Source organism: Streptomyces sp. CHD11 (genome assembly GCF_018638295.1).
In the GTDB taxonomy this organism is placed as follows: domain Bacteria; phylum Actinomycetota; class Actinomycetes; order Streptomycetales; family Streptomycetaceae; genus Streptomyces.
In genome coordinates this window covers 100668-112667 of record NZ_JABTTS010000027.1, presented here as the reverse complement: position 1 = coordinate 112667, position 12000 = coordinate 100668, and the positions used below count along the sequence as shown (strand labels likewise).

General features: G+C 72.9%; 12 protein-coding genes, 1 pseudogene and 1 riboswitch. Of the genes and pseudogenes, 9 read left to right on the top strand and 4 right to left on the bottom strand.

The window, feature by feature from the left end; all coding sequences use genetic code 11:
- Positions 1-3: 3 nt before the first annotated feature.
- The gene (locus tag HTV45_RS24495) at positions 4-459 is read right to left on the bottom strand and encodes an RpiB/LacA/LacB family sugar-phosphate isomerase (RefSeq protein ID WP_215208024.1); all 456 of its coding nucleotides are present in this window, start codon (positions 457-459) and stop codon (positions 4-6) included.
- Positions 460-651: 192 nt separating this feature from the next.
- Between HTV45_RS24495 and HTV45_RS24490 the strand changes: the two genes are divergently transcribed.
- Positions 652-1377, top strand: coding sequence for a 1-acyl-sn-glycerol-3-phosphate acyltransferase (locus HTV45_RS24490; protein ID WP_215208111.1), 726 nt, complete (start codon positions 652-654; stop codon positions 1375-1377).
- An 89-nt stretch (positions 1378-1466) separates the two neighbouring features.
- Here the strand turns inward: HTV45_RS24490 and HTV45_RS34480 are convergent.
- Positions 1467-2227, bottom strand: a pseudogene (locus HTV45_RS34480) (urease accessory protein UreD).
- A 523-nt stretch (positions 2228-2750) separates the two neighbouring features.
- Positions 2751-2953, top strand: a riboswitch (cyclic di-AMP (ydaO/yuaA leader).
- A 3-nt stretch (positions 2954-2956) separates the two neighbouring features.
- Here HTV45_RS34480 and HTV45_RS24485 point away from each other — a divergent pair.
- Complete coding sequence (locus HTV45_RS24485) at positions 2957-3430, top strand: C40 family peptidase (RefSeq protein WP_215208023.1); 474 nt, start codon at positions 2957-2959, stop codon at positions 3428-3430.
- Positions 3431-3515: 85 nt separating this feature from the next.
- Here HTV45_RS24485 and HTV45_RS24480 read toward each other — a convergent pair whose 3' ends face one another.
- Positions 3516-3980 carry an ATP-binding protein gene (locus HTV45_RS24480; protein WP_215208022.1) on the bottom strand — a complete coding sequence of 155 codons (465 nt, stop codon included), beginning with the start codon at positions 3978-3980 and terminating at the stop codon, positions 3516-3518.
- Positions 3981-4191: 211 nt separating this feature from the next.
- Between HTV45_RS24480 and HTV45_RS24475 the strand changes: the two genes are divergently transcribed.
- Positions 4192-5052 (top strand): helix-turn-helix transcriptional regulator, encoded by an 861-nt coding sequence (locus tag HTV45_RS24475; RefSeq protein WP_215208021.1) that lies wholly within the window; start codon positions 4192-4194, stop codon positions 5050-5052.
- Positions 5053-5061: 9 nt separating this feature from the next.
- Complete coding sequence (locus HTV45_RS24470; RefSeq protein ID WP_215208020.1) at positions 5062-5286, top strand: DUF397 domain-containing protein; 225 nt, start codon at positions 5062-5064, stop codon at positions 5284-5286.
- Between the two features lie 102 nt (positions 5287-5388).
- Here HTV45_RS24470 and HTV45_RS24465 read toward each other — a convergent pair whose 3' ends face one another.
- On the bottom strand, positions 5389-6516 hold the full coding sequence (locus tag HTV45_RS24465) for an 8-amino-7-oxononanoate synthase (RefSeq protein WP_215208019.1): 1128 nt from the start codon (positions 6514-6516) through the stop codon (positions 5389-5391).
- 147 nt (positions 6517-6663) lie between these two features.
- On the opposite strand from HTV45_RS24465, the gene bioB reads away from it, so the two are divergent.
- The 5 genes from bioB (at position 6664) to HTV45_RS24440 (ending at position 11996) form a co-directional block, all read left to right on the top strand.
- The gene (bioB, locus tag HTV45_RS24460; RefSeq protein ID WP_215208018.1) at positions 6664-7815 is read left to right on the top strand and encodes a biotin synthase BioB; all 1152 of its coding nucleotides are present in this window, start codon (positions 6664-6666) and stop codon (positions 7813-7815) included.
- Entirely contained in the window at positions 7808-9088 is a 1281-nt protein-coding gene (locus HTV45_RS24455) for an adenosylmethionine--8-amino-7-oxononanoate transaminase (RefSeq protein WP_215208017.1), read from the top strand. Before bioB ends, HTV45_RS24455 begins: the two co-directional genes overlap by 8 nt.
- Before the next feature lies 1 nt (position 9089).
- Entirely contained in the window at positions 9090-9806 is a 717-nt protein-coding gene (gene bioD / locus HTV45_RS24450) for a dethiobiotin synthase (protein ID WP_215208016.1), read from the top strand.
- Between the two features lie 241 nt (positions 9807-10047).
- Positions 10048-10749 (top strand): class I SAM-dependent methyltransferase, encoded by a 702-nt coding sequence (locus tag HTV45_RS24445; RefSeq protein ID WP_215208015.1) that lies wholly within the window; start codon positions 10048-10050, stop codon positions 10747-10749.
- Between the two features lie 455 nt (positions 10750-11204).
- Positions 11205-11996: an ABC transporter ATP-binding protein gene (locus tag HTV45_RS24440; RefSeq protein WP_215208014.1), complete on the top strand. Its 792-nt coding sequence runs from the start codon at positions 11205-11207 to the stop codon at positions 11994-11996.
- Positions 11997-12000 lie beyond the last annotated feature (4 nt).

Here is a 12000-nt window from a genome sequence, read left to right as displayed (position 1 = left end):
CCGTCAGGTGCCGGTGCGCGCGCGGTCGAGCCGTGCGGTCCGTTCCACGTTCCGCCGGTCCTCGGGGTCGTCGCTGGGCGAGGCCGCGAACCAGGCGTCGAGGATCTCCCTCAGCAGCGGCGGGGAGGTCAGCCGCAGGCTGAGGGCGAGCACGTTGGCGTCGTTCCAGCGGCGGGCGCCGTCCGCCGTGTAGGCGTCCGTGCAGAGCGCGGCCCGTACGCCGGACACCTTGTTGGCGGCGATCGAGGCGCCGGTACCGGTCCAGCAGCACACCACCGCCTGGTCGGCCGCCCCGTCGGCGACCTCACGGGCCGCCGCCTCGGAGCAGACCGCCCACTGCGGGTCGTCCCCGGGGTTGAGGGCGCCGTGCACGCGTACGTCGTGGCCGCGCTCGCGCAGTTCGGCGAGGAGGGCGCGGGCCACGGGTTCGTCCATGTCGGAGGAGACGGAGATCCGCATACGGCGAGCCTACCCGCCGTCCCGGGCGTGCTGACGGGCGTTCAGCCGTGCGGGGGCGGCCGGTGGCTTCCGGTCGGGCCGGCCTGGTGCCGGGCCGCGCCGCCCGGTCCTAGACTGGCACCTCGTGACGTGCCGGATGACCTGCTGGAACGCGGTGGCACTGCCCGTTCGTCAGAGTCGAGGAGCGTGCTTTTGTTCTACTACCTGCTCAAATATGTGCTGCTGGGCCCGCTGCTGAGACTGGTCTTCCGGCCGCGAATAGAGGGCCTGGATCATGTTCCGTCCTCCGGGGCCGCCATCGTCGCGGGGAACCATCTGTCGTTCTCGGACCACTTCCTGATGCCGGCCGTCCTCAAGCGGCGCATCACCTTCCTCGCCAAGGCCGAGTACTTCACCGGCCCCGGCCTCAAGGGCCGGCTGACGGCGTTCTTCTTCCGCAGCGCGGGCCAGATCCCGGTCGACCGCTCCGGCAAGGACGCCGGACAGGCCGCCATCCGGGAGGGACTGGGGGTGCTGGGCAAGGAGGAACTGCTCGGCATCTACCCGGAGGGCACGCGCTCGCACGACGGCCGCCTGTACAAGGGCAAGGTCGGAGTCGCGGTGATGGCCCTTCGGGCCGGCGTCCCGGTGATCCCCTGCGCGATGATCGGCACCTTCGAGGCGCAGCCGCCGGGCACGGTGATCCCGCGCATCCACCCCGTGGTGATCCGCTTCGGCGAACCGCTGGACTTCTCGCGCTACGCCGGGATGGAGGGCGAGAAGGCGATCCTGCGCGCCATCACGGACGAGATCATGTACGCCATCCTCTCCCTCTCCGGGCAGGAGTACGTGGACACATACGCGGCTGTCGCCAAGGCGGAGGAGGCCGAGCGCAAGGCGGAGGCCGGGCGCCGGTTCCCGCGTCTGCCGCGGGGCTGAACCCGCGGGCTCTCGGGTGAGGGGGCGGCCGGCGCCCGGTGTCCGGCGTCAGGCGCCGGATGNGCGGCCGGAGCGCTCCGGCCGCCCCCTCACCCGAAGGCCGGAGCGAGGGAGGACAGCGCCTCGTCGAGAAGGCACCGCACCGGCAGGGCGTCCGGCGCCACGGCGGTCAGGAGCACCGTGGGGGCCGGGGAGCGGCAGGACGGCGGCGCCCTCCCCCGGCTCCCCCGCGGCGACCGGCTTCTTCTCGAACTCCGGTCGGGCGACGACGAGCTGACCGACGGCCCGGTGCCCGCCGAGTACGGCGGGACCGTCCCGTCCGCCGGGCGCCCCGGGGCCGCAGGCCAGTTCCTGGTCAAGGACGGTGCGCCCGCGATCCGCGCGGTCAGCCGGGAGGTGAGTCTCCCGGCTGCTCTCCGGCCCGCCCCAGCACCTGTTCCTCACGGAGCACGAGCCGGGCCGGGCGGACGTCCGTGGAGGACGCAGCCCGCTCCCCCCGACGGAGAACAACTGTCGGGGCAGCCGGCGCAGTTCGCCTCCCGCCCCGACGGGTCAGACGTACGTCGTAGCCTGCCTCGGCCGGGTGCCCGCCCGGAAGTGCCAGGCCGGCGGTGGCCGACCGCACCGGAGACGGGCACCCGGTTCCACGTCCGCCCGCAGCGTGAGCCGGTCCCCGCCGAGAGGGGCGCTCATGGCGCCGACCAGCAGGACGTGCGCCTCGGCCGGGCTCCCCCGGGTCCGTCCCAGGGCCAGTTGGCCCCTCGCTCCCCCGCACCGGCGGACAGGTCCCGCCCCGGCCGTCGGCGCGGGCGCGGACCCGGGCGGCGGCCCGCACGCCGGCCGTGTTCACGCGGTCCGCACGGCGAGCCGCTTCCTTACCCAGTCGGCCAGTCCGTCACCCCGGCCCCGCCGCGCAGCGACTGAAGGAGGACGGGCAGCGGGCCATCTGCACGCGGAAGCGCTGTCCAGGGCCCTGCGGGTCCTGGCCGGCGAACGGCGCACGGCCAGGGTCACACTCCCGCCCGCTTCCGGCAGTTGACACCGACGGGTCCAAAGCACGCGGACCCGTCGGCGGAGGCCGGCGGCAGGCGTCGAAACGGACCGAACGGCGTACCACCATCCGGCGTAGACGAACCTCCTGTTCTGAGACCGTTCAAGTTGCGCGGGACCCGTCACCCGAGGACGGAACGGAACATTCCGCCGCTGGTCCGGGGCTCACCCCGGCCCTGGACAACGGATCGAACGGCCCAGCGTTCATCCGAACGGATGAGTGGTGAGTAACAACACAAACCCCCCGTTCCGTTGTGTTTTCGATCGCGTGATGAGCCAAGATCGCTGACTGACGACAAGACCCCGCCGCCGCGGCGGGGCGATCCGGGCGGACGCCGAGTCCTGCCGCCGCGCGGATGACCGGTCGACAGGAGTGGATCGGCAGGAGTGGAGGACCCAAGCACGACGGGTCGCCGGAACCCCGGTTCCGAGCAGCCCTTGGGGTGAAGCCGCACTCGTGCGGCCGGGCCACTTCGCCAGCCCGAATCCGACAGGTCATCCTTCACAGGCGGCTGACGAAGGGTTGCGCATGACTGCGCTCAATCGTGTCCCGTCTCTCATGGCCCGCGCCGGTACGGCCTCGGCCCTCACCCTGGCCGCCGTGGGCGCCTCCCTCGTGGTCCCCGGAGCCGCCTCGGAGGCGGACGCCGCCGGCCACGCCACCAAGGCACTGCGTATCGCCGCGTCCAAGAAGGGCTCGCCGTACCAGTGGGGCGCCACCGGACCGAACCGGTTCGACTGCTCGGGTCTGACGCTGTACTCGTTCAAGAAGGCCGGCAAAAAACTGCCGCGCACCGCCGCGCAGCAGTACAACAAGACGCGCCACATCTCCTCCGGCAGCCGCAAGGCCGGAGACCTGGTGTTCTTCCATTCGGGTGGCTACGTCTACCACGTCGGCATCTACGCGGGGAAGGGCAAGATCTGGCACGCCCCGAAGACCGGGGACGTCGTACGTCTGCAGAAGATCTGGACCCGGAGCGTCTCCTACGGCCGCGTGAAGTGACCCCGCCCGGCGGGAGGCCCGGCTGGGGTCTTGCGTTCGGATCAGGCCGGACGCCGCGAGCCCGGCCTGATGCGAACGAGAGACCCTAAGGCTCCTGCTGTCCCGCCGTGACCGCTTCGGCGGCCGGGACGGCGCCCGTCCAGGGAAGTTCGACCGAGACGGTCTTCCCGCCCTCACGCGTGGGGCGGATCCTGAGTCTGCCCCCGCATTCGGCGGCCAGCCAGCGGATGATGACCAGCCCCCGCCCGTTGTCCTGCTGGACGGCGGCGGGCAGCCGTTTGGGAAAACGGGGATGACTGTCCGTCACGCCGATGTGCACCCGTTCGTCGCGGACCAGGACGACGTCCACCGTGAAGGTGGGTGACTGCCCGCACGTGTGCTGCACCGCGTTGGTGGCGAGTTCCGAGACGATCAGCCTGACGGTGTCGGCCAGCTCCGCGTCCGCCGGCATGCCCCATTCCCCCAGTGTCCCCACCACATGGGCGCGCGCGGCGGAGACCGAGGCGGGCTCGCTCGGCAGAGTGACGGATGCTTCCAGATGGTCTGCCATGGCGATGTCGTCCCTTTCCCACGGGCCGCGGTCCGACACGGAGCGGTTGGTTCGAGTACGGTCCCGCACTGGTGGTTCGTCGCCAGACTGCCATCCCCGCACGGCGCGGGGCTGCGATCCACCAAGATATGCATATATCTGTCGCTCAAAGCGGTGAACTCTGCGACGGGAGACCGTATCCGGGCGGCCCGGAGGGAGTAAGGAGAAGCCCATGCAGCACGGGCCCGCGGTGCGCCGCCGCAAACTGGGCGCCGAATTGCGCGCGCTGCGCACCTCGGCGGGACTCACCAGCGGTGAGGCGGCCCGGCTGGCGGGCTGGCACCAGTCGAAGGTGAGCCGGATCGAGACGGGCACGAGCGGGGTGAAACCGGCCGACGTACGGTTACTGCTCGACGTCTACGGTGTGGCCGATCCGCAGCTGCGGGAGTTGCTGCTGGTGCTGTCGGGCACCGGTGACGACGGCGGCCGGCATCACTGGTGGCACGCCTACCGCGGGGTGTTGCCGCCGACCTACCGGGACTTCATCAGCCTGGAGTCGCAGGCGAGCGCGATGCGCACCCTGGAGACCACGGTGATCCCGGGGCTGCTGCAGACCCCGGAGTACGCGCGGGCGGTGACCGCGGCGGCGACGGAGGGCGCGTCGGAGGAGCGTCTGGACACGCTGGTGGAGGTGCGCCTGGCCCGGCAGGACGTGCTGCGGACGGATCCGCCTCTGGAGCTGAGCGCGGTCCTGGACGAGGCGGTGCTGCGCCGGGAGGTCGGCGGGCCCGGGGTGATGGCGCGTCAGCTCGACCGGCTGGTCGAAGCGGCCCGGTTGCCCCAAGTGCGGCTGCGGGTACTGCCGTTCAGTGCCGGAGCACACATCGGAGTGACCGGTCCTTTTGTAATCTTTTCGTTTTCGCGCACTTCTGATCTCGACGTGGTTGTTCTCGACCACTTGACGAGTAGCCTCTATCTGGAGGGGAAGGAAGACCTCCGGGCCTACATGGAGGCCTTCGACACCCTTTCCCTTCACGCCCTTTCACCCGAGGACTCGCTGGATTTCATCGCCGGCGCAGCAGCCGGCGCGTAAGGAGGCACGATGCCCGCACCGCCTCGGACCATCCCTTCCAGCCGCGCACTCCACGGCGTGCCATGGCTGCGCAGCAGCTACAGCACGGGTGCGAACAACTGCGTCGAGACGGCCAGGCCGGCCGCCGGCCCGCTGGCCGGACTGCTCGCCGTGCGCGACTCCAAGGACCCTGACGGACCCGCGCTGCTCTTCTCCCCCGGGCGCTGGACGGAGTTCGTGACCGCGGTCCGCTGACGGGGCCCCGCATCGACCGACCGGCCCCTTTCACCCGTCGATCCGTCGATCCGTCAACTCGTCACCCCGTCATCGAGCGACGCACGGCCGTGTCCCGCCGACTCATGGTCGCGTCTCGCCGATCACTCGTACAGCGCGTTCGATCTCTGCCCCGGACAGGTCCGCGCGGGCGGTCAGTCTGAGCCGTGAGATGCCGTCGGGCACGGAAGGAGGCCGGAAGCAGCCCACGGACAGGCCGGCCGCCCGGCAGTCGGCCGCCCATCGCACGGCCTGCTCCGGGGTGGGGGCACGCACGGAGACGACCGCGGCGTCCGGACACACCGCTTCCAGACCCGCTGCCGTCAGACGCGTGTGCAGCTCGCGTGCCACCGTTCCCGCCCGCGCCGCGCGCCCGGGTTCGCGGCGCAGCAGCCGGAGCGCCGCCAGGGCCGCGCCCGCCGCCGCGGGGGCGAGTCCCGTGTCGAAGATGAACGTCCGCGCCGCGTTGACCAGATGCTCGATCACCCGCGCCGGGCCGAGCACCGCTCCGCCCTGGCTGCCGAGCGACTTGGACAGCGTCACCGTGACGACGACGTCGTCGGCGCCCGCGATCCCCGCCGCGTGCGGAGCGCCGCGGCCGCCCTCACCGAGCACGCCGAGACCGTGCGCGTCGTCGAGGACCAGACCCGCGCCGTACTCCCGGCACACCCCGGCCAGTTCCGCGAGCGGGGCGGCGTCGCCGTCCACCGAGAAGACGGTGTCGGACACCGCCACGGCGGGTCCGTCGTGCCCGTCCAGCGCCTTGCGTACGGCATCGGGGTCACGGTGCGCCGCGACCCGCGTGGTGCCGCGGGCCAGCCGGCAGCCGTCGATCAGGGAGGCGTGGTTGCCCGCGTCGGAGACGATGGCGGAGCCGTGCGGGGCCAGCGCGGTGACGGCGGCCATGTTGGCGGCGTAGCCGGAGGAGAAGACCAGGGCCGCCTCGAAGCCGCAGAACCCGGCCAGCTCGCGTTCCAGCTCGGCGTGGAGCTCCGTGGTGCCGGTGACCAGCCGGGAACCGGTCGAGCCGCCGCCCCAGGTCCGCGCGGCCCGCGCGGCGCCCTCGGTGACCTCGGGGTGCCGGGCCAGCCCGAGGTAGTCGTTGCTCGCCAGATCGAGCAGCGGCGTGTCGGCGGCCCGGGGACGCAGGGTGCGTACGAGTCCGGCCCGGCGGCGCAGTTCCGCCTGCTCGTCGATCCAGCCGAACGCCATGGGTCCTCCGGGGATTTTGTAGGCAGTGGACAGACAGTAGCCGGGGGCCCGTCGGGCCGCTGTGTGGCAATAGCCACACGCCCGAGCGCCTCTGTTGTACGAACTCTCCTTGGCCCGAGCGGGTCGGGTAGGACAGGATCGGCTCTCATGGACCTGCTGAACACGCTGGTGGACAAGGGGCTTCGGCGCGAGACGCCGACCCGCGCGGAAGCACTGGCCGTCCTCGCGACGTCCGACGACGACCTGCTCGATGTGGTGGCCGCCGCCGGAAGGGTGCGGCGGCACTGGTTCGGCCGGCGGGTGAAACTGAACTATCTCGTCAACCTCAAGTCCGGTCTCTGCCCGGAGGACTGCTCCTACTGTTCCCAGCGGCTCGGCTCCAGGGCGGACATCCTCAAGTACACCTGGCTCAAGCCGGACCAGGCGTCCCGGGCCGCCGCCGCCGGGCTCTCCGGCGGCGCCAAGAGGGTGTGCCTGGTGGCCAGCGGCCGGGGCCCCACCGACCGTGACGTGGACCGGGTCTCCGACACCATCAAGGCCATCAAGGACCAGAACGAGGGCGTCGAGGTGTGCGCCTGTCTGGGGCTGCTCTCCGACGGCCAGGCGGAGCGGCTGCGTGAGGCCGGCGCGGACGCCTACAACCACAACCTCAACACCTCCGAGGCGACGTACGGGGACATCACGACCACCCACACGTACGCAGACCGGGTGGACACGGTGCGCAAGGCCCACGCGGCGGGTCTGTCGGCCTGCTCGGGCCTGATCGCGGGTATGGGCGAGCGCGACGAGGACCTGGTCGACGTGGTCTTCTCGCTGCGCGAACTGGACCCGGACTCGGTGCCGGTCAACTTCCTGATCCCGATGGAGGGCACACCGCTCGCCAAGGAGTGGCACCTGACCCCCCAGCGCTGCCTGCGCATTCTGGCGATGGTGCGGTTCGTGTGCCCCGACGCCGAGGTGCGGATCGCCGGCGGCCGCGAGGTGCACCTGCGCACGATGCAGCCCCTCGCGCTGCACCTGGCCAACTCGATCTTCCTCGGCGACTACCTCACCAGCGAGGGACAGGCCGGCCGGGCGGACCTGGAGATGATCGCGGACGCCGGGTTCGAGGTCGAGGGCACCGGAGAGGTGACTCTGCCGGAACACCGCGCGGGCGGCGGCTGCGGATCGCACGAGGGCGCGGGAACGTGCGGTACCGCGACCGCGGACTCCCGCGGCGGCGCGCCCGAGGAGCCCCGCACCGACCTGGTCGCGGTCCGCCGCCGGGGGGCCGGAACGGATCTCGCGCCCAATGCCTGAGCGGTCCGTCGCCGAACTGCTGGAACTCGACCGGCGGCACGTCTGGCACCCCTACGGCCCCATGCCGGGCCGTCAGGAACCACTGGTCGTGGAGTCGGCGAGCGGGGTGCGGCTGAGGCTCGCCGACGGGTCGGGGGAACTGGTCGACGCGATGGCGTCCTGGTGGTCGGCGATCCACGGCTACAACCACCCGGTGCTCAACGAGGCAGCGCGCGGGCAACTGGAGCGGATGAGCCATGTGATGTTCGGCGGGCTCACACACGAGCCCGCCGTGCGGCTGGCGGAACTCCTGGTCGGTATGGCCCCGGAGGGCCTGGAGCATGTGTTCCTCGCCGACTCCGGGTCGGTGTCGGTCGAGGTCGCGGTGAAGATGTGCCTGCAGTACTGGCGTTCGCTGGGCCGGCCGGAGAAGCGGCGGCTGCTGACCTGGCGCGGCGGCTACCACGGCGACACCTGGCAGCCGATGTCGGTGTGCGATCCCGAGGGCGGGATGCACGAGCTGTGGAGCGGGGTGCTGCCCCGTCAGGTGTTCGCCGACGCCCCGCCCGTGGAGTACGAGGAAGCGTACGCCGCCCGTCTGCGCGAGACGGTCGAACGGCACGCAGGTGAACTGGCCGCGGTGATCGTCGAGCCGGTGGTCCAGGGCGCGGGCGGGATGCGGTTCCACTCCCCCGCGTACCTCCGGGTGCTGCGCGAGGTGTGCGACGCGCACGACGTGCTGCTGGTGTTCGACGAGATCGCGACCGGGTTCGGCCGCACGGGAGCGCTGTTCGCGGCGGAGCACGCGGCGGTGACACCGGATGTGATGTGCGTCGGCAAGGCACTGACCGGCGGTTATCTGACCATGGCGGCGACACTGTGCACCGGCCGGGTGGCCGAGGGCATCTCGCGCGGTGAGGTGCCGGTGCTGGCACACGGTCCGACGTTCATGGCCAATCCGCTGGCGGCGGCCGTGGCCTGCGCGTCCATCGGGCTGCTGCTCGGGCAGGACTGGCTCGCCGAGGTCAGGCGGATCGGGACGGGCCTGCGCAACGGGCTGGCGCCCGCGGCCGCGCTGCCCGGTGTGCGGGACGTGCGGGTGCTCGGCGCCATCGGGGTCGTCCAGCTCGATCACCCCGTCGACATGGCGGCGGCCACCCGGGCCGCGGTGCGTGAGGGTGTGTGGCTGCGCCCGTTCCGCGATCTGATCTACACCATGCCGCCGTACGTCACGGGCGACGAGGACGTGGCGCGCATCGCCCGCGCGGTGTGCGCGGCGGCGAAGGAGGGATGACATGCCGGTGATGGTGATCACGGGCACCGGCACCGAGGTCGGCAAGACCGTGGTGACGGCCGCGCTCGCCGCGGCGGCGCTGGCGGCCGGCCGGTCGGTCGCCGTGCTCAAGGCGGCGCAGACCGGCGTGCGGCCGGGCGAGCCCGGGGACGCCGAGGAGGTCGTCCGGCTGGCCGGCGCCGTGACGGCGGACGAGCTCGCCCGCTATCCCGATCCGCTGGCCCCGGCCACGGCGGCCCGCCGGGCCGGCCGGGCCCCCGTGCGTCCGCACGAGGTCGCCGAGCGGGCCGCCAAGCTGGCCACGGAGCACGATCTGGTCCTGGTGGAGGGCGCGGGCGGGCTGCTCGTACGGTTCGACGCGGCGGGCGGCACCCTGGCGGACGCGGCGGCACTGCTGTCCGCGCCGGTGCTGGTGGTGGCGCCGGCGGCGCTCGGCACCCTGAACGCCGCGGAGCTGACGGCCCGGGAGCTGCGCGGGCGGGGGCTGGACCTGGCGGGTGTGGTGATCGGCAGCTGGCCCGGCGAGCCGGATCTGGCGGCGCGCTGCAACCTGCTGGACCTGCCGGACGTGACGAGGGCTCCGCTGCTGGGCGCCGTACCGGCCGGGGCGGGCGCCCTCGGGCCCACCGCATTCCGTACATCGGCGCCCCGGTGGCTGGCGCCGCGTCTGGAGGGGACCTGGGACGCCGAGGCCTTCCAAGTACGCGAGGCCCCCTGACGCGGGCGCGGCGGGGCCGCCCTCCCCACCGCGAGAGCCGGCACCCCCGCCCCGGCATCCGGCCGCCTGCGCCACACCGGCCGCACCCGCCCGGAGGACTCACCCGACGCGAGCCCCACACCCCGCCGCCCGCCCCGGTACGGGGTCTCTCCGGGATCGTGGCGGATGTCCGGTGATCACCGGGTTCGCCGGAGGGGTCCGGGGGGAGAATCCGCGTAGGCCCGTCCCCGGGGAGGTCCTCATGCAGTCGCGGTCCGCCCGCTTGGCGGGTACGGCACGGGATCCCGTGCACCACCCCGTGTTCGCCCGCTACTACGCCCGGGCCAGCGTGGCCGCGGAGACCCGCCTGGGCATGGCGGCAGTGCGCGGCAGACTGCTCACCGGGCTGTCCGGCCGGGTGGTCGAGGTCGGCGCGGGCAACGGTCTGAACTTCGCGCACTACCCCGGCGCCGTCTCGGAGATCGTCGCCATCGAGCCGGAGCGGGCGCTGCGCGCGCTGGCCCTGGAGGCCGCCCTGCGCGCCGACGTACCGGTGGATGTGGCGCCGGGTACGGCGGAGGCGCTGCCGGTGAAGAGCGGGGCCTTCGACGCGGCGGTGCTCTGCCTGGTGCTGTGCAGTGTGCGGGACGTTGCGCGGGCACTGGCGGAGGTACGGCGGGTGCTGCGACCCGGCGGCGAGGTGCGGTTCTTCGAGCACGGCCGGGGCGGCGGCCGGGTCATGCACTTCACCCAGCGGACCCTGGACCGCACGGTGTGGCCGCCGTTGGCAGGGGGCTGCCACGTGGCGCGGGACGCGGTCGGCGCGCTGCGGGAGGCGGGGTTCGTCCTCGGTCCGTACCGGCGGTTGATGATGCCCGAGAACGGGCCGGCCCTGCCCCAGTCGTACTGCGTGCTCGGTACCGCGTGGCGGCCGGCGGGCGACGACCCCGCCGGCGGCGGCTGACCACTCGTTCCAGCGGCGCTGTCCGGCCGCAGCGCGGTCGCTTCCCCGCCGAGGCCGGCGACGACTCGACAGGACACGACCTTCGCGGAGACCGCGCGTCCACGCCGCCCCGGGCGCCGCGCCGCGCGGCATCGGCATCGGCCCTTCACGGCTCCGTTCGCGGCCCTCGACGGCGCGCCCCTGCACCCGCGTCCACGTCGGCATCGCCCACCCGGACAACGCCCCGACGCGGCGGTCGGCGCTCGTCCAGCGCTCCGGTCTCCGCTCACGCCGCGCGGGAGGTGCTCCCGGTCGCGCCTGCGTTCCGTGACGGAATGGTGCCCCTTACACCGGACTCGGGGGACCCGACCTGGGAGGGAGACGGTCCCGCACTCACGGGGGATATCGCCTGTGGGCGGCATCACACTACCCTCGGCGCGACACACGACCGGATGTCCCTGCACGAGGAGGCGGCCTTGTCCACATCTGCTGCGGAGCACGCCCCCGGCGTCGCGCCGGGTGACGGGGTAGCGGCCCGCGCCCGCGGCCTGACCAAGGCGTACGGCTCCGGCGAGACGGCCGTGATCGCCCTGGACGCGGTGGACGTGGACATCTCGCGCGGACGGTTCACCGCGGTCATGGGGCCGTCCGGCTCCGGCAAGTCCACGCTGATGCACTGCCTGGCGGGTCTGGACACCGTGTCCGCCGGACAGGTGTGGCTGGGAGAGACCGAGGTCACGGGACTGAAGGACCGCGAACTGACCCGGTTGCGGCGCGACCGGGTCGGGTTCATGTTCCAGTCGTTCAACCTCATCCCGACCCTGGACGCGCGCGAGAACATCACGCTGCCCATGGACATCGCGGGCCAGAAGCCCGACGAGGAGTGGCTGGACCGGGTCATCGACACGCTGGGCCTGCGGGACCGCCTGCGGCACCGGCCCGCGCAGCTGTCGGGCGGCCAGCAGCAGCGGGTGGCCTGCGCGCGGGCGCTGGCCTCGCGGCCCGAGCTGATCTTCGCTGACGAACCGACCGGCAATCTCGACTCCCGGGCGGGCCTCGAGGTCCTGGGCTTCCTGCGCGAAGCCGTGGACGGACTGGGCCAGACCGTCGTCATGGTCACCCATGACCCGGGCGCCGCCGGCCACTCCGACCTGGTGCTCTTCCTCGCGGACGGCAGGATCGTCGACGAGATGCCCCGGCCCACGGCGGAGTCGGTGCTGGAACAGATGAAGCGTTTCGACGTGACCCGCGCACCCGAGAAGGACTGACGCC

Bases quoted from the DNA above. Each gene is read 5' to 3' on its own strand.
- HTV45_RS24495 (WP_215208024.1), bottom strand. From the start codon at position 459: ATGCGGATCTCCGTCTCCTCCGACATGGACGAACCCGTGGCCCGCGCC.
- HTV45_RS24485 (WP_215208023.1), top strand. From the start codon at position 2,957: ATGACTGCGCTCAATCGTGTCCCGTCTCTCATGGCCCGCGCCGGTACG.
- HTV45_RS24480 (WP_215208022.1), bottom strand. From the start codon at position 3,980: ATGGCAGACCATCTGGAAGCATCCGTCACTCTGCCGAGCGAGCCCGCC.
- HTV45_RS24475 (WP_215208021.1), top strand. From the start codon at position 4,192: ATGCAGCACGGGCCCGCGGTGCGCCGCCGCAAACTGGGCGCCGAATTG.
- HTV45_RS24470 (WP_215208020.1), top strand. From the start codon at position 5,062: ATGCCCGCACCGCCTCGGACCATCCCTTCCAGCCGCGCACTCCACGGC.
- HTV45_RS24465 (WP_215208019.1), bottom strand. From the start codon at position 6,516: ATGGCGTTCGGCTGGATCGACGAGCAGGCGGAACTGCGCCGCCGGGCC.
- bioB (WP_215208018.1), top strand. From the start codon at position 6,664: ATGGACCTGCTGAACACGCTGGTGGACAAGGGGCTTCGGCGCGAGACG.
- HTV45_RS24455 (WP_215208017.1), top strand. From the start codon at position 7,808: ATGCCTGAGCGGTCCGTCGCCGAACTGCTGGAACTCGACCGGCGGCAC.
- bioD (WP_215208016.1), top strand. From the start codon at position 9,090: ATGCCGGTGATGGTGATCACGGGCACCGGCACCGAGGTCGGCAAGACC.
- HTV45_RS24445 (WP_215208015.1), top strand. From the start codon at position 10,048: ATGCAGTCGCGGTCCGCCCGCTTGGCGGGTACGGCACGGGATCCCGTG.